Here is a 21326-nt window from a genome sequence, read left to right as displayed (position 1 = left end):
CCTGGATACGGGGGGGTTCATGCGGCATTCGACGGCACGGTTCGCGACGGAGCTGGCCGCCGTGCGCCCGGATCTCTCGCCCGGCTACGCCGCGGCGCTGCCCGGCGCGCGGGCCGCCGTCATGGGCCGGCTGTGGCGGAGCCTGCTCTGCGAGCCCCTGCCCGGCCTCGCCGCGCCGGTCGCCGCGGGCAAAGACCTCCGCGTACGGCTCGCGGACGGGCGCGACCTGACGGGGCGGGCCCGGCTGCCGTACGACCTGGCCGACGAGCCGGTGCTGCTGCTGGACGGCGTCCCGTACCCGGATCCGGCCGAACTGCTCGCCGCGCTCGGCCTGCCCGGCGCGGAAGGGCTGGTCGGCGACCTGGACAACAGCGTCGCCTCCCTGGCGCTGTCCCGCGCGGGCGCGGCGCTGTCGTCCGGCTCCCCCGTCCGCGAGCCGGGCCCCGAACGGTACGAGCAGAGCGTGGTCGACGGCCATCCCTACCATCCGGGCTGCCGCAACCGGCCGGGGGTGTCGGTGGCCGAGCAACTGGCGTACATGCCGGAGCACCGGCCCGTCGTCGCGCTCGACCTGGCGGCGGTGCCCGCCGCCGAATGCCTGGTCACCGGGCCGTGGCCGGCCTCGCTCATGGACGGCGACCGGCTGCTGCTGCCCGTCCACCCCTGGCAGACCCGGCACGTGCTGTCCGGGCCGGGGGTGCGGCCGTACGCGACGGGCGTGCTGCCCTGCCATCCGCTGATGTCCGTACGGACCCTCGCCCCCCTGGACGGCGGCCCGCACCTCAAGACGGCGTTCACCACCCGGATGACCTCCGGCGTCAGGGACATCTCGCCCGGCTCGGTACGCGACTGCGTCCCCCTGTCGGACCTGCTCACCGCCCTGTCGGCGCGGCTCGGCGGACGCCCGCGCATCGCCCGCTACCTGTCCGGGGCCGCGGGGACGGTGAACGGCGAGCACACCGCCGACCTGTCCGTCATGCTGCGCGAGCCGACGCCCCGCGTGCCCGGCCACACCGTGCTGCCCGTCGCCGCCCTCACCGCCGGCGCCCAGTGGGACGTGCCACGAGGTGCGGAGGCCCGCGAGTGGCTGGCGGAATTCGCCGACGTGGCGACGGCGGCGGCGCTCGGGCTGCTGGCACTCGGGGTCGCGCTGGAGGCCCACGGCCAGAACCTGCTGGTCGTGCTCGACCGGCGGGGCCACCCGGTCGAGCTGGTCTACCGCGACCTGGCCGACGTCAGGATCAGCCCGGCCAGGCTGGCCCGCAACGGCTTCGGGACGCCGCCCGTCAGCGCCCGGCTGCTCAGCGACGACCCCGGGGTCCTGCACGCCAAGCTCTTCGGCTCGCTCGTCGGCACCACGTTCGGCAGTCTCGTCTCCCTGCTGGGAGAGGGTGACCGTACCGCCGAGTCAGTTCTGTGGGCCGTCGTGGCGGAGGCCGCGCGGCGGGCCTTCGACGCGCTCCCCGACACCGCCGACGTGCGCGCCGACCGCGCGGCCCTGTTCGGCGAGCGGATCCGGGTGAAGGCCCACCTGCTCGCCCAGCTCGCGGGCTCCCCACCCGGCGACAGCTGGACGTCGCTGCCCAACCCCCTCACCCAGGGAGCCTCCTGGATCCTCGCTCACGCACGGTGAGCGCCTGGCTCTTTTCCCGAAGGAGGAGGAGTATGGGGCATGCAGCCGGACCCTGCGGCGCGTCGATCTCCGATCACGCAGAGTTCAGGGAAGGAGCGAATCCGATGATGCAGCTCTCTGTACGGCTCGTGCCCGTCGGTGACACCACCCTGGTGGTCGCCCTGGCGGGCGAGCTCGACTCGACCACCAGCCCCATCCTGGCCGCCTTCCTCGACCCGCTGCCGCGCTCGCGGGTGAAACACGTGATCGTGGCGGCGGGAGACCTCTGGTTCTGCGACCTCAACGGCCTCGAACAGCTCGCGATCACCCACCGGGCCATGCAGGAGAAGGGCGGCCATCTGGCCGTGGCCGAGGCCCAGCCCGCGCTGTGCCGCCTCGTCGCGCTCATGACCGAGCACGGCGGCACCGCGATCCCCCTGTTCAGCACGATGCCCGACGCCCTGGCCGGGACGGGCGTCGAGATCTACGAGCAGACCGGGCCGCCCCGACCGGTCAGCCGTCATCTGGCGTGCTTCCGCCGGGCCCGCGACCCCCGCGCCGAAGCGCACCACGGCATCCGCCGGCTGCGCCCGCAGCGGGAGGAGACGCCCATCACGCCCGACCGCCAGGAGAACCTGCCGCCACCCGGCCGCTGGTCCACGATCGTCCACCGGCTCCGCTCGGCCAACGCGGAGCTGGAGAGCGCGAACGAGGAGCTGCGGTCGGCCAACGCCGAGCTGCGCCACACCAACGACACGCTCATCGCCCGCGCCGCCGAGCTGCGCCGGGTCAACGACACGCTGGTCGCGCGCACGGCCGAGCTCGACGAGGTCAGCCGGTTCACCGCCTCGCTGGTCCACGGGCTGGGCGACGCCGTGATGGTGCTCGACGCCGACATGCGGGTGCTCATCTGGGGGGCGGGGGCCGAGGAGTTGTGGGGGGTGCGGGCCGGCGAGGCGGTGGGCCGTCCGCTGGCCTCGCTGGGCACGGGGCTACCGGTGGAGATGATCGTCCCGCTCGTACGCGACACGCTGGCCGGGGGCACGAGACGGGCCGGGGCCAGGAGGGTCGCGCTCGACGCGGTCAACGACCGGGGCCGGCCGACACCGCTCACCGTCGAGCTGTCCCACCTGGCCACCGACGACGACTCCGGGCACGGCCTGATCATCGCCATGAAGGTGCCGCGCCCCGGTGACTCACATGATCGCTAGCCGCCCGCCGTCGATCACCAGCTCGGTGCCGTGGATGAAGGCGGCGACCTCCTCGGCGAGCCCGGCACGGCCCAGCGGGATGTGCTCGCGCTCGTAGGAGGAGAGGAAGTCGTCGGCGAGCCCCGACGAGATCGAGGCGTTGAGCGGGGTCCGGATGTAGCCGGGGCACAGGGCGTTGACCCGGATGCCGTGCCCGCCGAGCTCGACGGCCATGGTCTTGGTCAGCAACAGCACGCCGCCCTTGGAGGCGTTGTAGTGGGCGTAGTCGGCCTCGCCGCCGAGGCCGTTGGTCGAGGACATGTTGACGATCACGCCGCCCGTCCCGCGCCCCCTCACTTGCACGGCTTGTACGGCGTGTCCTTCAGCGAGTAGTCCACGGCTTTCTTGATCGCGTTGATGCCGAGCTTGGCCGCCTTGGGGCAGAAGGACGCCGGCGCCGTCTCGTACTCGACCTGGAACACCGGCTTGCCCGCCTTGACGAAGACGCTCAGGTCGCCGCACTCGTCGTACTGGAAGCACTCCTCGTTGACGGCGTAGTCGAAGCTGGACACCAGCTCGGCCGCCTGGCTGAGGTCGTTCTTGAGCGCCGCGGACAGGCCCTTGCGGTGGGCCAGGTCGGCCAGCGCCCGGTTGTAGAGAAGCTGGGTGGCGGGGCTGACGGTCCAGCCGGTGACCGACTTGCCCTCCTCGTGGGCGTTGACGACGTCGAACTCGACGCCGTCGAAGCCGGCCTGGGCGCACTTGTCGACCCGGGCCTCCATCATCTTCAGCAGGAAGTCCCGCTGGCCCTGGTCGTTGTTGATGTTGGCCCAGCGCTCGTTGGGGAACTCCGCGCTGAACGGCTTGCCGAGCAGGGAGTTGCCGTGGCTCTTGTGCCAGGCGACGAACTGCTGGTAGTCGGGCCGGTACTCCTCGATCGAACCGGCGTCGACGTAGCAGACGGCCTTCGCCCCGCGGGCGTGAACGGCCTTCACCGCGGCCGTGTTGAGCGTGGTGTTGTTCCCCACCACGTCGCCGTCGGCGTAGAGGTCGATGTCGAACACCGCCGGCTTCACGCAGGCGCCGCCCGACTGGGGGACCACGCAGATGTCGACGTTGACGCCGCCGGTGGCGGCGTACTTGGCGTTGCCCTGGAGCTGGTACTGCCAGCGGCTCTGCAGCGGCGGCTGCCACGGCCCCGCCTCCGCCGTGGCCGGCGCGGCGAGCGCCGCCAGCGGCGCGCAGCTCAGGGCCGCGACCGCGGCCAGCCGAGCTAAGAGAGTCATGGTTCGCATGTTCGCCCTCATTCCGTCTGGTGGAACTCTAGTCTGCATCGTGGATGCGTGACTATACTCGCCGCACGCAGCGGGCCGCCACGCCCGCCGTGCTCTGTGGAGGGAACCCCATGGCACGACTCATTCACCACATCCGCGAGACCGCCCGATGAGGCCCCGTACGACGCTGGCCGTCGTCGCCCTGGCCCTGACCGCGGCGAGCTGCGGCGGCGGAGGGCAGGAACGGGCGAGCGGCCCGGTCGAGATCACCATCTGGCACGGCCAGGAGGACACCTCGGCGAAGTCGATCGAGAAGCTGGTCGCCCGGTTCAACCAGACTCACCCCGACATCAAGGTCAGCACCGAGTCCGGCGGCGCGACCGCAGACGGCATGCTACCCAAGATCACCGCCGCGCTCACCTCGGACGCCTACCCCGACATCGCCTACCTGTACGGCTCCCGGGCCCCCAACGTGGCCAGGAACCCGCCCGGGGGTCCCAACCCTGGGGGTCCCGGCTCATGGAGCCCGCCTATTGGGGCCGCCGTTCGAGGGCTCGGCCTTCGGGGGCCGGCGCTCAGGGTGGGAGCGGGGGCGGGGTGGGTCAGGCCTGGGCGGAGATGGCGCGGCGGAGGCCGTGGCCGACTTCTTCGAGGCGGGCGACCGACATGCGGTCCTTGATCGCGGTCACGCTCACCGCCGCCACCGGCGCGGTCTTGCCCATGAAGACCGGCGCCGCCACGCACCGCACCCCCGGCTCGTTCTCCTCCAGGTCGAGCGCGTACCCGCGCCGCCTGACCTGGTCGAGATGGATGGCCAGCTTGGCGGGGTTCGTGATCGTGTTCCTGGTCCTGGTGGACAGCGGCCCGTAGCGCTCGGCCCACGCCTTGACCGCCTCGTCCGTCGGGTACGTCCAGGCCAGCAGCGCCTTGCCGGCCCCCGTGCAGTGGGCCGCGTTGCGCCCGCCGACCACCGAGGTCATGGTGATCGACCGCACCGCCTCCACCTTGTCCAGGTAGACGACCTCGCCGCCGTCGAGCATCGCCATGTGCACGGTCTCGGAGAACTCCTCGCTCAGCCGCAGCAGCAGCGGCCGTACGAGCGTGCGCAGGTCCATGGTCTCGTAGAACCGGAAGGCCGTGGCCAGCATCTCGGTGCCGAGGAAGTACGGCCCGCTCGGCTCCGGCTGTGCCGCGAAGCCCCGGTGCTTCAGCGCCCCGAGCAGGCGGTGGAGCGAGCTCTTCGGCAGCCCCAGCCTGGTGGCCAGCTCGTCGAGCGTCACCCCCCTGCTGTGCTTCCCGATCTCCTGCAGGATCAGCAGGGCACGATCGACGCTCCCCACAGGGGACTGGGTCTCAGCCACTGAACTCTCCCTCGCCCGTTCCGCTGATCGGAATGCTAGCGCGTAATACGGAACACTCCGCACACGCGGTCGCACAGTGGTTGTCTCAGCGTAGTCAGCACAGCCCTGTGTCAGCACAGGGCTCGGGGAAAGGAACGGGCGGCCGGCCCGGAGAACAGCAGCACGCCGGGCGGCTCGCACCACAGCACGCTGCCCTCGACCACCGCGCGGGGTTGCCCACGGTGCCGCGGCGCGGTCCGGTGGCGACCACCTGAAGGGGACCCCACGTCAGCCCGCCGTCGGCCGACCGCCTGAGCGCCAGGTCGATGTGGCCCGAGTCACCAGCGGACCCGCGGAAGGTGTGATAACCCTCGCCCGGTACACCACCGACGTGGGGTAAGGAGTCATGCGCGAACGCCGGGCCCCGCAGGTGAACGTCTCCCGACCTCCGGCGGACGTCCCGGTGCCAGCCCGGCGGCCAGGCAGGCCAGCGGGAGAGCCGGTACGACGTACCGCACGTCGTACCCGTTCAGGAAGGACGGCGCCACGACCAGCACGGCGGCGGCCACGCCGGGCAGCAGCGCGTCCGGCCGCCGCCGTACGGCCGCCACCGCGAGCGCGCCCCCGAGCAGCGCCAGGAGCACCGGGTACGGCAGGTAGCCGAAGCGCTGGTAGGCCCGCAGCCAGCCCGCGTAGGGCTCGACGATCCGCGTGTCCGCCGGCCCGCCCTCGTACGCCCCGGCGATCCGCCGTACGGACGCGCGCAGCGGGCGCTCCTCGTACGGAAACCAGTACGGATTGGTCTTCCTGACCGACACCTTCCTGGCCGTGGTGCGCTCCCAGCGCAGCAGCCACCGCAGGTCGCGCCCGACGGCGGCCAGGTAGTCGCCGGGCTGGGCGAGGACGGCCTCGCGGGCGAAGCGGCCGGCCAGCGCGTTCCGGTCGCCGGGGACGGCGGCCAGGGTGGGCCCCCACATCCAGTGCGCGGGAGAGGGCCGCCCGGCCACCGGCGTCCTCGGGCAGAGGGGGGCCAGCTCGGGCTCCGGCCTGATGACCGAGCAGTCGGCGAAGGTCATCGTGCGGGCCCACAGGAACAGGCCGTCGGCCCTGGTCAGGCCGAAGGTGCCGCTGGTGGCCCACATCCAGGAGGCGTACCCGAGCAGCGGCGCCGCGCCCGCCAGGACCAGACAGAGCAGCGCCCGCGGCCCGGGACGGCGCAGCAGCAGGCAGGCGGCGGCCACCACGAGGACGGCCACCCCGATCGTGCGGGTGACGGCGGCCAGGCCGAGCAGCACGCCGCCGGCGGCCGCCGTGACCGGGGTGAGCCGGCACGACAGCGCCAGGATCCCGGCCGTGACCAGCACGGTGAACAGCGCGTCCGCCATGATCATGTGTTCCAGCAGGATCAGGAACTCGTCGTACAGCAGCGGCGCGACGGCGGCCGTCGCGCCCCGGCCGGGCAGGCCGCGCCGCCGCAGCAGGGCGTAGACGGCCACGGCGAGCGCCAGCCCGAGCGCGTGCTGCACGGCGGCCACCAGCGCCAGGCTCTTCCCGGGCCCGAGCGCGGCCAGGAAGAGCGAGTACCCGAGCGGCCGGAACGTCCCGGGCACGGGGTCGCCCGCGGCCTCCAGATAGGAGAACGAGTCCGCCCAGAACCACAGCGCGGGCCGGTACCCCGCCATCGCGAGCAGCCGCAGCGCGACGGCGGGCACCAGCGCGACCAGCAGCGCCCGATGCCGCCCCAGGGCGTTTCCGGGCAGCACGAACACAGCAGACGGCGCCGGCATGGGGAAGCTCCTTCATGAGGGTGCCGAGCGGGCTCCCCCGGACGGCGCGGGCATCTACCCGGTCTCTCCGTCGCGGGCCGAAAGGGTTCACGCCCGTGGCCACCTCGGGTGGCGCGAGCAGGGCATGAAAGAGTGCGGATCGAGGACGAGTGTGGGGAGGCAGTGTGGCTGAGGAGTTCGACGTCATCGTGATCGGGGCCGGTCCGGCGGGCGAGAACGTCGCCGCCAGGGCCGTGCGCGGGGGGCTGAGCGCCGCGATCGTCGAGGAGCGGCTGGCCGGCGGCGAGTGCTCCTACTGGGCGTGCATCCCGAGCAAGGCGCTGCTGCGCCCGGTCGACCTGGCGGGCGAGGTGTCACGGGTGCCCGGGCTCTCGCTCGGGCCGATCGACGTGGCCGCGGTGCTCGCCCGGCGCGACGAGGCGGTCTCGCGCTACGACGACTCCGGGCAGGTGGGCTGGATCGAGGGCGTGCCGGCGGAGTTCGTCCGCGGCAGGGGGCGGCTCGACGGCGAGCGGCGGGTGGTCGTCACGACCCCCGACGGCGGCGAGCGGGTGCTCACGGCCAGGCAGGCCGTCGTGCTCGCCACCGGCAGCACGGCGGCGGTCCCGCCGGTGCCGGGCCTGGCCGAGGCCAAGCCGTGGACCAGCCACGAGGTCACCGCCGCGACGAAGGTGCCCGAACGCCTGGTGGTGATCGGCGGCGGCGTGGTCGCCTGCGAGATGGCGCAGGCCATGCACGGGCTCGGCGCGCGGCAGACGACCCTGCTGGTGCGCGGCGGCACGCTGCTCGGCAGGATCGAGCCGTTCGCGGGCGAGCTGCTCGCGCGGTCGTTCGCCGAGGCGGGCATCGACGTGCGCATGCACACCGACGTGGTCGGGGTCGAGCGGCCCGAGCCGGGCGGCAAGGTGACCGTGCACCTGTCGGAGGGCCCGCCGCTGGAGGCCGACGAGCTGCTGGTGGCCACCGGACGCAAGGTCGCCACGCGCGGGATCGGGCTGGACACGGTCGGCCTGCCCGACGACGCGCCCGTCGAGGTCGACGACAGCATGCGGGCCACCGGCGTGCCGGGCGGCTGGCTCTACGCCGTCGGCGACGTCAACGGCCGCGCGCTCCTCACCCACATGGGCAAGTACCAGGCCAGGATCTGCGGTGACGTGATCGCGGCGCGGGCGCACGGCGACGACCTGCCCGCCGTGCGCGACCTCGCCGGCGGCTTCGGCGCGCCGCAGGTGGTCTTCACCGACCCGCAGGTCTGCGCGGTCGGCCGTACGGAGGCGGAGGCCGGGAAGGCCGGCTTCCGGGTGCGCGCGGTCGAGTACGACCTCGGCTCGGTGTCGGGCGCGTACCTGCTGGGCGACGGCTACCGGGGCCGTGCCAAGGCCGTGGTGGACGAGGACAGGAAGGTGCTGCTCGGCGTCACCTTCGTCGGTCCCGGCGTCGGCGAGCTGCTGCACGCCGCCACGATCGCGGTCACCGGCGAGGTGCCGCTCGACCGGCTCTGGCACGCCGTGCCGTCGTTCCCGACCGTGAGCGAGATCTGGCTGCGCCTGCTGGAGACCTACGGGTTGTAGGCGACCCCCGACGTCCCCCCGGGCCACGGCGGGGGGACGGACGGCGCCGCGGCGTCCACCATCAGCTCCGCCACGGTCTCCTCGACGCTGCCGCGCAGCTCGACGTGGGAGAGCAGGTCCGTCAGCCGCAGCACCGACAGCAGGTGCTCGGACGGGCGGACCACGATGATCCGGCCGCCCGGCTCCGCCTCCATCCGCTGCATCGCCGTCGCCAGCACGCCGATGACGGAGGAGTCGTAGAAGACGAGATCGGCCAGGTCGAAGACGAGGACGGGACCGGGCGACCAGTCCCACACCGTGTGGATGTGGGCGCTGAACCGGACCCGTCCGACATGGTCGAGCTCACCCGTGGCGCGCATGACCGTGCACTGAAGATGCCGGATCGTCTCGATGCTCAAACCGTTCCCGCCCACCTATGACAACTGCCCGCAGAGCGACGTTTTCACAGGTGATCGCCAGTTTTCCCGCCAGAATGGCACATTCTCACCGGCTGTCGCAGGTCAAGCGGGCCAAGGGATCCGGAGCTCCCGCTAGTCCGAGGTGCCGGACTCCAGCGTCGGCAGGACGCCCGGCAGCCGCTCGATCACCACGAGGAACGGCGAGACCGTGGGGCTCGGCAGCACGAGCTCGGTGACGTTCCCGTGGATGGTCTGCCCGAAGGGCCCCGCCACGCCGTCCCTGAGGCTGTAGACCTGCTCCACCGTGGGGGCCGCCGTGCCGAGCAGCTTCCTGGTGGCGTGCCGCAGCCAGCGCAGCTCGCTGTTGACCCGCCGCCAGGTCGCCGGGATCATGCTGGCCGCCTCCGCCTTCGTGCCCAGCCGCAGCGTGATCCGGCCGCTGGACCCGAACGTGTCGCGCAGCACCGGGTTGACCATGAACATGCCCGACCGCAGGACGCGGACCCCCTGCCGGTTGACGTTGGCCAGGCCGCCGCCGCTGATCAGCGAGGACAGCTCGCAGCGGGCGCCGTCGAGCGTGTCGGGGTCGTAGTCGACGGCGGGCGGCTCCTCGAACACGATCTTGTTCAGGCGCAGCCCGGCCACCCCGTCGGCCTGGACCCGGCCGGTCAGGAACGTGCGCACCTCGTCGCAGACGCCGTCGCCCTCCATGATGTCCAGGGCCTCGACGCAGATCAGCCCGTCGTCGGGGATCTCCTCGGGGGTCAGGTCGAAGGCCACGCGGGCGTGCGGGTTCCGGCCGCGCAGCAGCACGCACTGGCGCAGGCGTCCCTGGGAACGGATCTGGACGCACCGGGGCAACGTGAGGTCTGCGCCGGTCCTGCCGTTGTGCCAGCCGCTGACCGACCGCTCGTCCATGGACAGCGACATCTGCACCCGCAGCGGCCGTCCCTGCGCGGAGACCTTGACGCCGACCAGCCCGGAGGTCTCGAACCTGCCCACGATCTGGCTGCCGCGATGCAGCCGGTCGATCACCTGCAGGGCGGGGAACCGCCCGCTGGTCACGTGGACGGGCGGGATCGCGGGGAGGATCACCGGGTCGAGCTCGGTGCTGGGTCCTGTTCCGGTCATCGGGCGCTCCTCGCGGGGGTCAGTGTGGTCCTTGCCAGGTCCTGGAAGTCGAATCGGGTGAGTACGGGGTCGCGGCGTTCCCACATGCGGCGCACCGCGTCGAAGAGGGGATCGCCGTCGCGCTCCACGTGCCGCAGGGCGACCGTGAGGGCACGCGGGTAGTCGGGGCCGAGCTCCCAGCGCGGCAGGATCTGGGTCGGCACGTCGGCGCCGCAGCGGCGCAGCCACAACCACAGGCGGGCGCGTTCGCGCTGCTCGGGCCCGAGGATCGTCTCCGCCTTGCCGTGCACGGCGACGGCCTCGCCGAGCCGGTCGCGCAGCTCCTCCGGCGTGCGCACGTGGTACGTGGACCCGCAGGCGGCGCCCTCCGACCATCCGGCCTGGACGACGGGGACGCCGAAGGCGGGCAGGTCGCTGCCGCCGAACGTGACCGCGACGTCGGTCATGCTCCACAGGATGTTCGTCGACAGCAGACCGGACCGGAGGCGGTCGAGGAACAGCCAGTTGGCCGACTCCTCGGCCTCCGCGAACCGCTCGGTCTCCTCGAACAGCTCGGTGTCGCGGCCCGGCATGTGGCCGAACACCGTGATCGTGGGCCGGCCGGGGTCGAGGCGAAGCCTGGAGCAGCCGTACAGGCGGAGCTGGCGGCGTTCGGTGTCCGTGCGGACCTGGTAGCCCTCCTTGGCCCGCCAGGCCGTACGCTCGGCGCTCTGCCGGATCACCTCCCGGTTGGGCCAGACCCAGCGGTCGAAGAACTCCGCGACCCGGCCGGGCAGCTCCTCGCCGAAGGAACTGGGAGTCTGGCCGGGGAACAGCGCGTACGCCTGCAACGACCCCGTGCCGTGCACGTGCACGACGGGAATGTCGGTGCGGACGCCGCGATCCATCCGGCTGGTGACCAGGGCGTCGGGCGGCCCGAGATCGGCGGCGGCGCCGAACGCCTCGGCCAGCGGCCGCCATCGCGGGTCGGTGAGCACGACCAGCCGGGCCGACAGCAGCCCGCACACGGCCTTGGCGACCATGACGGTACGCACCACCACCCGGACGTCCTCGTCGAACGCCTCCGCCACCACGCAACCCGTGTCGCCCGCGCTGTCCCCCCAGTACGCCTTGGCGACCGGGACCAGCTGATCGACGTGATCCTCGTCGTCCACGACACGACGCATGAAACCCTCCACCAAGGCCAGGAAGAATCGCCCTGGCAGACGTTGCCAGACGCTCGCGCGCGCACCCGCGCGACAACACGCTTCTTTGCCCGGCGCTGGCCGAATCTCAGACGGCCTCGACCTGGTCGATGACGAAACGGCTGTTGGGGACGGCCGGGGCGCGCCACGACGGCATGCGCAGGTCCTGGGCCGGTACCCCGTACGTCATCCAGCGGGTCAGCGCGGTCACCGCCTGTTTCATCAGGTCCACGGTGATCCACTCGCCGGGGCACCGGTGCCCTTCGTAGTGGTCGCCGCCGCCCTGGGGGACGAAGTCGTACTCGCCGCCGTCCCACTCGGCGAACCGTTCCGGGCGGAACTCGCCGGGACGGTCCCACAGGCGCGGGTCGTGGTCGATGCCGTACAGGTCGAGCAGGGTCCGCCGGCCCCGCGGGAAGTCCAGGCCCTTCCAGGTGAACGGTTTGGCCACCTTGGCGGCGACGAACGGGAAGAACGGGTAGAACCGGCGTACCTCCTGGACGAAGTGCTCGACGAACTGCTCGTCGCCCTCGCGGACACGTTCGTGGTACTCCGGGCGGGCGTGCAGGGCCATGGCCGCGAACGTCACGAACCTGGCCACCGCCACCGTGGGCCGCAGCACGTTGTGCAGCTCGACGGCCGCGGTCCTGGCCGGGAGCAGGGTGCCGTCGGGGTCCCGGTAGCCGGCGATCAGGCCGGTCACCGTGCCGGCGAAGCGGCCGGGATCGTCGCGGGCGCAGCGGATCAGGCCGGACAGCCACAGGTCGCCCTTGATCCTGGCGTACCGGCCGCGCAGGTAGCGGGCGCCGAGCCCGCCCGCGCCCTCGATGGCGGCCTGGAACGTGGCGGTGGCGGCGGGAACCCGAGCGGGCGGCAGCGGCACGCCCGTCCAGTCGCAGACCGCCTGGCACAGCAGCTCGCTGACCTCCTCGTACAGGACGACCCTGGGCATGCGCTCCCACGCGCGGATGCGCTCGCGCCAGCGCCGGCCGGCCAGCTCCGTCAGCCGGTCGCGGCCCTGTCTGCCCATCAGCGACATGAACATGGCCTTGCGCGCCCGGTGCGTCTCGCCGTCGAGCGCCTGCACGCCGTTCCTGCCGAACAGCGTCGCCTGGAGCCGGCGGGGCGCGGCGCCGTGCCGGACGAACAGCTCGGGGTCGTAGAAGACCTCGGCGGCCTCGGCCCCGGTCATGCAGATGGCCGGCTGGAGGAGGAGCCGCGTCTCGAAGACGTCGGAGCCGAGCCGCCGCGCCCGGTCTCCGATGAAGCGGTACGGGTCGAGCAGCAAGGTAAGGGTGTCGTCCAGGACCGGCCTCCGGCGGGGGGCGGTGACCGGCTCACGGACCCGCGTCTGCTCGCGTGGCATCACTCGGTGAGAAGTCATGACCACGCCCTATCCCCGCAGACCCACAGGAAACGAATTCACCGGGAAACACGGCGAACCAAAAGCAGTGCTTCGACGTCTCACCCGGGGTAGAGGCATCCACCGTCGGCCGCGCGCTTCGTCTTTTTACAGAGAGCAGGTCATGGGCGGGTTTAGGATGCACCCAAATGCCAAGATGGGGAGGTTTTTCCGCATGGGTTCCCGAATGTCGAGCATCGTGCGCCTGACCGGGGCTGCGATGGCCGCGGGAGTGGTGGCCGCGGCCATCGCGTTGCCGGCGGTCGGAGGCACCGGAGCGATGTTCGTCTCGGCGTCCGAGGAACTGAACATCAAGCCGGAAGACCTCAAGGAACCCCCGCTCGCCGAGAAGACGACGGTCCTCGACGCCAAGGGCAACCAGATCGCCCAGTTCTACGAGGAGTACCGCGAGAACGTCTCGCTCGACGAGGTGGCCGACATCATGAAGACGGCCATCATCTCCATCGAGGACTACCGCTTCTACGAGCACGGCGCGATCGACATCGAGGGCACCGTGCGCGCCCTCGCCAAGAACCTCAGCAGGGGCGGCATCGCCCAGGGCGGCTCCTCCATCACCCAGCAGTACGTCAAGCAGGTGCTGCTCAACTCGGCCTCCACCGAGAAGGAGAAGAACGCGGCCCTCGAAGCCAGCTACGCCCGCAAGCTCAAGGAGCTGCGCTACGCGATGGCGGTCGAGGAGAAGTACAGCAAGAACGAGATCCTCGGCAAGTACCTCAACATCGCCTACTTCGGCGCCGGCGCGTACGGGGTCGAGGCGGCGGCCAAGCGCTTCTTCGGGGTGTCGGCCGCCGAGCTGACGCTGTCCCAGGCGGCCACGCTGGCCGGCGCGGTCCAGGACCCGAACCGGACCGACCCCAACCTGGGCAAGGACTCCCGCGCGCAACTGCTCAACCGGCGCAACGTGGTGCTCGACAGGATGCTGGAGCTCAAGAAGATCACGCCTGAGCAGCACGAGGAGGCCAGGGCCAAGAAGCTCGGCTACAAGGGCACCCCGCTGCCCGGCGGCTGCGGCGCCAGCCAGTATCCGTACTTCTGTATGTACGTGCGCAACGAGATCCTGAGCAACACGGCCTTCGGCAAGACCAAGAAGGCCCGCACCCAGTTCCTCAACCGGGGCGGCCTGGAGATCAAGACCACGATCGACCCGAAGATGCAGGAGGCCGCCGAGCAGGCCATCAAGAAGCACGTCTTCGCCTCCGACAACCCGGTGGCCTCCGAGGCGCTGATCAAGCCGGGCACGGGCGAGATCAAGGCCATGGCCGCCAGCCGCAAGTACGGCAACTCCAAGCGCAAGCACGAGATGTCGTACAACGTGGTGGCCGACGCGGTGCACGGCGGCGGCATCGGCTTCCAGGCCGGTTCGACGTTCAAGACGTTCACCCTGCTCACCGCGCTCAAGCAGGGCATGAAGATCAACGACGGCTTCAACGTCGGCAGCGGCTACACCGCCCCCAACTACTGGGCGTTCAAGAACTGCAAGAACCAGAACGTCGGCGACCCGAGCCACACCGTCACCAACGACGAGGGCGGCGGCGGCTTCAAGTCGCTGGCCACCGGCACGTGGGGCTCGGTGAACACGTTCTTCATGACGCTGGAGCAGAAGGTCGGCCTCTGCAAGGTGGTCGAGACCGCCAAGTCGCTCGGCATCAAGCGCTCCGACGGCAACAAGCTCCAGGAGTTCGAGACCTTCACGCTCGGCATCAACGAGATGGACCCGGTGACCGTCGCCACGGCCTACGCGGCGATCGGCGCGCGCGGCAAGTACTGCCCGCCGACGGCCATCACCCAGATCACCGACCGCAACGGCAAGGTGACCGAGTACAAGCCCAAGTGCACGCAGGCGTTCGATCCCGAGGTCGCCGACGCGGCGGCGAACATCCTGTCCGGCGTCTTCACCAAGGGCACGATGCGCGGGGTCGGCGGCATCGGCCGTCCGGCGGCGGGCAAGACCGGCACCACCGACGACCAGGCCACCGCCTGGTTCGCCGGGTTCACCCCCGACCTGGCCGGCGCGGTCAGCATCGGCGACCCGCGCGGCTCGACGACCCACAAGCTGAACGGCATCACCATCGGCGGCCAGTACTACTCCTCGGTCTTCGGCGCCTCCATCCCGGGCCCGATCTGGAACGCCACCATGAAGGCAGCGCTCAAGGGCACCCCGGCGACGGACTTCACCCCGGTCGACTCCTCCCGCTTCGGCGGCTGCGGCCAGGGCTGCGCCCCCCGCAGGCAGGAGCCCGACGACAGGGGCCAGGGCCTCGTCGACGTCAACCCCAACCCCGACGGCGACTTCGGCCCCGGCCAGGGCTACCAGAACGGCGACGGCAACGGCCACGGGCGCGGCCGGGGCAGGCGCTAGAGACGGACGTCTGGGGTATCCGGCGCGTCTCGGATACCCCTAACGGATGGGCAATATGTCGTGATCCACATCCGGCCCAAAAACCTCGGACGGTAACCACCGCCTCTACCTGAGCAGATTCGGAGGGCGTTCGCACAAGCGGACGCACCCCCTGCAAAGGCCCTATTAACAGCGGCGAAACATTGGTAACGTGGGAGCGCTCCCAGGATCTTTCCGCGAGGTGCTCCATGACCGAGCAGCCCACACTGGCACAGGTGGCGGCCGCTGCAGGGGTTTCCCCCGCGACCGCATCTCGAGTCCTCACGGGCTCGGTGCGGGTCAGTACCTCGACCCGCCGGCAAGTGTACGACGCCGTCTCCCGCATGGGCTACGTCCGACAACGCGCGCCCAGGGGAAGCGCCGCCAAGACGCTGACCGACGGCGTCACGGCGGTGATCTGCGACCATCTCCCCCGCCTGTTCTCCGAGCCGTACTACGCCAGGCTCCTGTCCGCCGCCGGAGCGGTGATCGCCGAGCACGGCACCCATCTCATGGTCACGACCGTGACGCCCACCTCCTCGACGCTCCCGGCGCTGTCGGGCGCCGTGCTCATCGTCGGCGCGCGCGAGCGCCATCCGCTGGCCATCAAGCTGTCCACCGCGGGCATCCCGGTCCGCAACATCGGCCGGCCGCCGCACGACCTCAGGCTCCCCTACGCCGACGTGGACAACCTCGACGGCGGCCGGCAGGCGGCCGAACACCTGCTGTTACAGGGCCGCAGGAACGTGGCGGCCATCGGCGGCCCGCCCTCCCTGCCCGCCGCCCGCGACCGCCTCGAAGGGCTCGTCCGCACCCTTCAGGCGGCCGGCGCCCCCGACGTGCCCGTGGCCTATGGCGACTTCACCGCGGCCTCGGGGACGCACGCCATGCAATGGTTGTTACGCCACGCGCCCGGCCTCGACGCCGTCTTCGTCGCCTCCGACCTGATGGCGGCCGGCGCGATCCAGGCCCTTCGCCGGGCCGGCCGCAAGGTCCCCTCGGACGTCGCCGTGATCGGCTTCGACGACGCCCCCGTGGCCCGGCACACCGTCCCGGCACTGACCACGATCCGCCAGCCCGTCGAGGAGCTCGCCACGGTCGCCACCCGCCTGCTCCTGACCGGGGCGACGGGGATCGACCCCGTCCTCCCAACGGAACTGGTCATCCGTGAGTCAGCTTGAGCCGGGAGACGTGCTGGCCCGGCGGTACCTGCTGCTGGACCCGCTGGCCCACGGCGGCATGTCGGTCATCTGGCGTGCCTTCGACCAGTCGTTGCAGCGGCTGGTCGCGGTCAAGGTGCTGACCGCCTCGCTGCACACCGACCACGGCGAACGCGTCCGGGTGCGCAGCGAGGCGCGTGCCGCGGCCCGGTTCATCCACCGGGACTCGATCGAGATCTACGACTACGGCGAGACCGTCACCGCCAAGGGCGGCGTGGCCGCGTACGTGGTGATGCCCCTGCTCGACGGCACCCCGCTGGCCGAACGCATCGCCGAGGGGCCGCTGCCGTGGACCGAGGCGGCGGCCATCGCCCTGCGGCTGGCCCGCGTGCTGATGGCCGGGCACGCCCGCGGCCTGGTCCACCGGGACGTCACCGCCGAGAACGTGCTGCTCACCGCCGACGGCCCGAAGCTGCTCGACTTCGGCATCGCGGCCTGGGCCGGCGACCCCGACGACGACCGCGGCACCCCTCCCTACGTCGCCCCCGAACGCCTCCTCGGCGCCCCCACCCACCCGGCCGTGGACGTGTACGCCCTGGGCGTGCTGCTGTTCGCCATGCTCGCGGGGCGCACCCCGTACCCGGAGACCACGTGGGAGGAGATCGAGGCGGCACGCCGGACCGATCCGCCGCCTCGGGTGACCGGCGTGCCGTACGGCGTCGCCTCGCTCTGCCAGAACTGCCTGGCGCACCTGCCCGAGGAGCGGCCCACGGCCGAGGACATCGTCGCCGCGCTGACCTCGGCGCTCGGCACGGCCGGGATCGCCCGGCAGGTGCGGCGCGGCCTGACGGCGGCGGGGTCGGCGCTGGTGGCGCTCATCGTGCTGCTGTGGTTCCAGCGGTCCGCGCCGGAACCGGTGCTGTCGCCGCGCGCCACACCGTCCGCCACACCGTCCGCCACACCGTCCGCCGCGCCATCCGCCGGGCCGTCTTCCTCGGCGCCGGCCTCGCGGGTGATCGAGAGCTCGCCGGCCGGGTCGGTCACCGTCGATCAGGCGGTGGACGGCTTCCACGACTCGCTCGAAGACGGCGAGCCGTGCGACGCGACCGACGCGGACGTGGTGCTCGACCTCAAACAGGTGCTCGACTCGGTGGTACGCGGCCCCGAGGTCACCGGGATGGCCGAGCTGCGGCGCAAGGTCGCCGACCGGGCCCGGGAGGGACGACTGGCCCCCGCCTGCCGCGCGGAGCTGGAGGCCAGACTCAAGGTGATCGACCGCGCCATGAAGCCCGGCTGAGGGGTACGGGCCGGGCTGCCGTTGGAGGAGAGGTTCCGCGCGGTCACGACGCCGCCGCTGACGGAGACGTTCGCGCCCAGGGGCCGGTGACCGTGTGATCCTGCGAGATCGGCTGAAAGTTTCACCGCGCGTTGTCGGGACGCCGGTCGCCGTGGTTCAATGCGCTGGCCGGGCGGGCTGATCGTGGGCAGATTCCTGTGTTCCCCTGTGCGAAGGAATCCCCATGAAACACTTCCGAACGGCGGCGCTCACCGCCGCCCTGGTCCTGTTGACCACCGTCCTGATCGCGCCGCCGCAGGCGCAGGCCCACGGCGTTTCCATGTTCCCCGGGGCCCGGACCTTCCTGTGCTGGCAGGACGGCCTGCGCGAGAACGGCCAGATCCAGTCCTACAACCCGGCCTGCGCGGCGGCCGTCGCCCAGAGCGGCGCGACCCCGCTGTACAACTGGTTCGCCGTGCTGCGTTCCGACGGCGCCGGGCGTACCAGCGGCTTCATCCCCGACGGCCAGCTCTGCAGCGGCGGCACCGGCGGCCCCTACGACTTCACCGCCTACAACGCCGTACGCTCCGACTGGCCGCAGACGCATCTGACCTCGGGCGCGACCATCCAGATGCGGCACAGCAACTGGGCCCAGCACCCCGGCACGTTCGTCTACTACGTCACCAAGAACGGCTGGAACCCCGACGGCCCGCTCAAGTGGTCGGACCTGGAGTCGTTCGGCAGCGTCACCAACCCGCCGGCCAGCGGCGGCCCCGGCGCGCTCAATTACTACTACTGGAACACCCAGCTCCCCTCCGGCAAGACCGGGCGCCACATCATCTACACGCACTGGATCCGCTCCGACAGCAACGAGAACTTCTACAGCTGCTCCGACGTCGTCTTCGACGGCGGCAACGGCCAGGTCACCGGCGTCGGCCCGGGCGGCGGCACGCCTTCAGGCACGCCCACTGCCACCCCCACTGTCACCCCGACCGTCACCCCGACGGTGCCCCCTCCTGGCGGCTGCACCGCCACCTGGAAGGCCACCGACACCGGCTGGGCCGGTCACTTCCAGGGCGAGGTGACGGTGAAGAACACCGGCACCGCCTCGCTGAACGGCTGGACGGTCAAGTGGACCTACGCCGGCGGCCAGGGCTTCGAAGGCGCGCCCTGGAACGGCGTGCTGTCCGCCCAGCCACCGAACGTGTCCGTCAAGAACGCCTCCTACAACGGCCAGCTCGCGCCGAACGCGACCACCACGTTCGGCTTCAACGCCACCGGCTCGATCCCGAGCCCCGCACCCGTGCTGACCTGCACGAGCCCGTGATCGGAACCCGTCGCGGGCAGATCGCGGCAGGCGTCGCCCTGGCCGGCCTGGCGCTGGCCGGGGTGACGCTGTCCGCCGCCCACCAGAAGTCGGCGCGACTCGACCAGGAGCTCGCCGCCCAGGTGACGCTGATCCTCGAACGCGCCACGCCCGAGGAGCACCACGACCACGGGCACGGGTTCGAGTCGCGGGTGGTGTGCGCGGTGGAGCCGTTCGGGACGGACCCGCCCGACGCCTCCAGCCTGGCCGAGGTGCGCTGGGTCTACGCGCGTCATCTGTGCGCGATCGTCGGCGAGAGCCGCGACTGGGCCATGTCCGTACGGGCGTCGGGGCCCATCGCCGTACGGCTGGGCGTGCCGCCGCAGGTCAAGGTGCCGGTGGCCGGGCCCGGGTATCCCGAGCGGGTCAGGGAGCTGATCCCCGGGCGCTATCACGAGGAGGCGTTCGCCGAGTTCTCGGACGAGGCGGCCATCGACGCGGCCCGCGACCGCTTCACCCACGTCCTCGACCCACGCTGATCCGACGCCCCCCGGCGCGGGGGTGGGGTTGGGCAAACGGACGCGGCCGGCTGGGGGTTCGCCGGCCGCGTCCGTCCCATCCGGGCGGGATGGTGTCGCGGGCTGGGTCAGCCGATCGGCCTCACCTCCTCCTTCTCTAGCCGGCGCAGGTGTAGCCGGACGGAACGGACGTGTCGCCGTTCGGACGGCCGGCCTGGACCCCGAAGCTGGTGGCGGCGCTGGGCGCGAGCGTGCCGTTGTAGCTCAGGTTCCTCGCCGTCACGGTCCGCCCGCTGACCGTCACCGCGGCGTTCCAGAAGCCGGTCACGGTGTGCCCCGCGGGCAGCGTGAACGTCACCGTCCAGCCGTTCCTGGTGGTCGTGCCGGTGTTGGTCACCGTGACGGGTTGCAGGACGTACCCGTTGCCCCACTGGCTCTGGACGGTCCCCGCGGCCGTGCAGCCGCCGTCGCCGCCGCCGGCCAGGGTGGTGAAGGAGGCCGTGGGCGAGGCGGCCGACTGGTTGCCCGCGGCGTCCCTGGCCTTCGCGTACACCTGGTAGGCGGTCGAGGGCGACAGGCCGGTCAGCGTGATCGAGGTCGTGGCCGTCGCCCCGAGCGGGGTGCCGGTCGAGGTGTAGACGTCGTACCCGGTCACGCCCACGTCGTCGGTGGAGGCCGGCCAGGTCAGGGTGACCCCGGACGAGGTGACGTTCGAGGCCGACGGGGTGCCGGGGGCGCTCGGCGGGGTCGGGTCGGTGGTGCCGCCGCCGTAGACGGACGCCTGCCTGGCGGTCGCGGCGATGCCGTTGGCGCCGTTGAACAGCCGCCGGCCCCACGAGGTGAGCTGGGTGACGTCGAAGCCGGTGACCTGGTCCAGGTACTCGACGCCGCCGCCGTTGCCGCTCCACGACCAGCCGAGGTAGCCCAGGCCGCGGCTCACGGCCTGGGCCATGATCGTGTCCTCGTCGGGGTCGCCGTCGGAGTGGTTGAACCCGAACTCGCCGACGACCAGCGGCAGCCCGGCGGTCCTGAACGCGTCCATGTACGACGTGATCTCGGCCGCCGTGTCGTAGACGCCGTACATGTGCACGGAGAAGATCGTGTTCTTGTCGGGGTCGGCGTCGAAGACGGACGTGGCGTTGTCCCGCATGACGTTCTGCCAGTCCTGGCCCCAGGCGGGGGCGTCCACCATCAGCGCGTGGTGCAGGCCGTTGGCGCGCAGCTTCTGGATCGCGGCCTTGGTGGCGTCGGCCCAGCCGGGGGTGGTGGCGTTGTTGCCGATCGGCTCGTTGCCGATGTTGACGACGACGTAGTCCTCCTGACCGGCCAGGGCGCTCTTGACGCTGATCCAGTAGTCGGCGGCCTGGTCGAGGGTGTACGCGCCGCTCTGCTCGCCGTACCCGGTGGTGTCGTGGTCCTCCAGCACGCAGATGAGCTTGTTCTGCTTGCACAGGGAGACCACGTCGGCCACGTCGGAGACGGAGTTGGCGCTCCACCGGCCGCCGCTGAGCACGACGCGCACGGTGTTGGCCTTCAGCGACTTGATGTCGGCGAACGCCTTGGTCCGGGTCGGGTACCAGGTGTGGGCGTGGCTGGTGCCGCGCATCACGAACTCCTGGCCGTTGCCTTCCAGGATCTTCGTGCCGCTCACGTGGATGCCGGTGGCGGCCTGCGCCGGAGTGCCGGGCAGGATCAAGGAAGCGGCCACGAGCGCGGCGGCGAGGGCCGGCGCGGTGAACAGTGATCGCATGGGCTGCCTTTCACCGAACCGTGGAACCG

At 71.8% G+C, this 21326-nt stretch carries 19 protein-coding genes; 9 read left to right on the top strand and 10 right to left on the bottom strand.

Annotated elements, in window-relative coordinates; genetic code table 11:
* Window positions 1-19 precede the first annotated feature (19 nt).
* Complete coding sequence (locus tag ACIHAD_RS36675) at window positions 20-1633, top strand: IucA/IucC family protein (protein WP_397359312.1); 1614 nt, start codon at window positions 20-22, stop codon at window positions 1631-1633.
* 104 nt (window positions 1634-1737) lie between these two features.
* On the top strand, window positions 1738-2823 hold the full coding sequence (locus ACIHAD_RS36670; protein ID WP_397359311.1) for an STAS domain-containing protein: 1086 nt from the start codon (window positions 1738-1740) through the stop codon (window positions 2821-2823).
* Here ACIHAD_RS36670 and ACIHAD_RS36665 read toward each other — a convergent pair.
* The 3 genes from ACIHAD_RS36665 to ACIHAD_RS36655 all read right to left on the bottom strand — a co-directional run bounded on the left by ACIHAD_RS36665 (window position 2809) and on the right by ACIHAD_RS36655 (window position 4409).
* Window positions 2809-3159: an SDR family NAD(P)-dependent oxidoreductase gene (locus tag ACIHAD_RS36665; protein WP_397359310.1), complete on the bottom strand. Its 351-nt coding sequence runs from the start codon at window positions 3157-3159 to the stop codon at window positions 2809-2811. The two genes, ACIHAD_RS36670 and ACIHAD_RS36665, sit on opposite strands and share 15 nt — an antisense overlap.
* Window positions 3156-4088, bottom strand: coding sequence for an endo alpha-1,4 polygalactosaminidase (locus ACIHAD_RS36660; protein WP_397359309.1), 933 nt, complete (start codon window positions 4086-4088; stop codon window positions 3156-3158). The genes ACIHAD_RS36665 and ACIHAD_RS36660 overlap by 4 nt, the downstream gene beginning before the upstream one ends.
* 129 nt (window positions 4089-4217) lie before the next feature.
* On the bottom strand, window positions 4218-4409 hold the full coding sequence (locus ACIHAD_RS36655; RefSeq protein ID WP_397359370.1) for a hypothetical protein: 192 nt from the start codon (window positions 4407-4409) through the stop codon (window positions 4218-4220).
* On the opposite strand from ACIHAD_RS36655, the gene ACIHAD_RS36650 reads away from it, so the two are divergent.
* On the top strand, window positions 4342-4755 hold the full coding sequence (locus ACIHAD_RS36650; RefSeq protein ID WP_397359367.1) for an extracellular solute-binding protein: 414 nt from the start codon (window positions 4342-4344) through the stop codon (window positions 4753-4755). The genes ACIHAD_RS36655 and ACIHAD_RS36650 overlap by 68 nt on opposite strands.
* Here ACIHAD_RS36650 and ACIHAD_RS36645 read toward each other — a convergent pair.
* Entirely contained in the window at window positions 4679-5437 is a 759-nt protein-coding gene (locus ACIHAD_RS36645) for an IclR family transcriptional regulator (protein WP_397359308.1), read from the bottom strand. The two genes, ACIHAD_RS36650 and ACIHAD_RS36645, sit on opposite strands and share 77 nt — an antisense overlap.
* Before the next feature lie 383 nt (window positions 5438-5820).
* Window positions 5821-7203: a hypothetical protein gene (locus ACIHAD_RS36640; RefSeq protein ID WP_397359307.1), complete on the bottom strand. Its 1383-nt coding sequence runs from the start codon at window positions 7201-7203 to the stop codon at window positions 5821-5823.
* A gap of 164 nt (window positions 7204-7367) precedes the next feature.
* Here ACIHAD_RS36640 and ACIHAD_RS36635 point away from each other — a divergent pair, with 164 nt between their 5' ends.
* A complete protein-coding gene (locus tag ACIHAD_RS36635) occupies window positions 7368-8774 on the top strand; it encodes a dihydrolipoyl dehydrogenase family protein (RefSeq protein ID WP_397359306.1) in 1407 nt (468 codons plus the stop codon).
* Here ACIHAD_RS36635 and ACIHAD_RS36630 read toward each other — a convergent pair.
* The 4 genes from ACIHAD_RS36630 to ACIHAD_RS36615 form a co-directional block, all read right to left on the bottom strand.
* Window positions 8762-9172: an STAS domain-containing protein gene (locus ACIHAD_RS36630; RefSeq protein WP_397359305.1), complete on the bottom strand. Its 411-nt coding sequence runs from the start codon at window positions 9170-9172 to the stop codon at window positions 8762-8764. The genes ACIHAD_RS36635 and ACIHAD_RS36630 overlap by 13 nt on opposite strands.
* A 132-nt stretch (window positions 9173-9304) precedes the next feature.
* Entirely contained in the window at window positions 9305-10303 is a 999-nt protein-coding gene (locus ACIHAD_RS36625) for a hypothetical protein (RefSeq protein ID WP_397359304.1), read from the bottom strand.
* A complete protein-coding gene (locus ACIHAD_RS36620) occupies window positions 10300-11469 on the bottom strand; it encodes a hypothetical protein (protein WP_397359303.1) in 1170 nt (389 codons plus the stop codon). Before ACIHAD_RS36620 ends, ACIHAD_RS36625 begins: the two co-directional genes overlap by 4 nt.
* Before the next feature lie 106 nt (window positions 11470-11575).
* Complete coding sequence (locus tag ACIHAD_RS36615; protein WP_397359302.1) at window positions 11576-12871, bottom strand: cytochrome P450; 1296 nt, start codon at window positions 12869-12871, stop codon at window positions 11576-11578.
* A 205-nt stretch (window positions 12872-13076) separates the two neighbouring features.
* On the opposite strand from ACIHAD_RS36615, the gene ACIHAD_RS36610 reads away from it, so the two are divergent.
* From ACIHAD_RS36610 to ACIHAD_RS36590, 5 genes are all read left to right on the top strand, one after another.
* Window positions 13077-15269, top strand: a complete 2193-nt coding sequence (locus tag ACIHAD_RS36610; protein WP_397359301.1) for a transglycosylase domain-containing protein — start codon at window positions 13077-13079, stop codon at window positions 15267-15269.
* A gap of 227 nt (window positions 15270-15496) precedes the next feature.
* Window positions 15497-16468: a LacI family DNA-binding transcriptional regulator gene (locus ACIHAD_RS36605; RefSeq protein ID WP_397359300.1), complete on the top strand. Its 972-nt coding sequence runs from the start codon at window positions 15497-15499 to the stop codon at window positions 16466-16468.
* Entirely contained in the window at window positions 16455-17744 is a 1290-nt protein-coding gene (locus tag ACIHAD_RS36600) for a protein kinase (RefSeq protein ID WP_397359299.1), read from the top strand. The genes ACIHAD_RS36605 and ACIHAD_RS36600 overlap by 14 nt, the downstream gene beginning before the upstream one ends.
* A gap of 223 nt (window positions 17745-17967) precedes the next feature.
* Complete coding sequence (locus ACIHAD_RS36595) at window positions 17968-19050, top strand: lytic polysaccharide monooxygenase (protein WP_397359297.1); 1083 nt, start codon at window positions 17968-17970, stop codon at window positions 19048-19050.
* Complete coding sequence (locus tag ACIHAD_RS36590) at window positions 19047-19568, top strand: hypothetical protein (protein ID WP_397359296.1); 522 nt, start codon at window positions 19047-19049, stop codon at window positions 19566-19568. Before ACIHAD_RS36595 ends, ACIHAD_RS36590 begins: the two co-directional genes overlap by 4 nt.
* A gap of 136 nt (window positions 19569-19704) precedes the next feature.
* Here ACIHAD_RS36590 and ACIHAD_RS36585 read toward each other — a convergent pair whose 3' ends face one another.
* Window positions 19705-21297, bottom strand: coding sequence for a cellulase family glycosylhydrolase (locus tag ACIHAD_RS36585; RefSeq protein WP_397359295.1), 1593 nt, complete (start codon window positions 21295-21297; stop codon window positions 19705-19707).
* Window positions 21298-21326 lie beyond the last annotated feature (29 nt).

It is taken from the genome of Nonomuraea sp. NPDC052265 (assembly GCF_044547985.1).
Lineage (GTDB): Bacteria > Actinomycetota > Actinomycetes > Streptosporangiales > Streptosporangiaceae > Nonomuraea.
The sequence above is the reverse complement of the archived record's forward strand: the minus strand, read 5'-3'. Positions and strand labels throughout refer to the sequence as shown.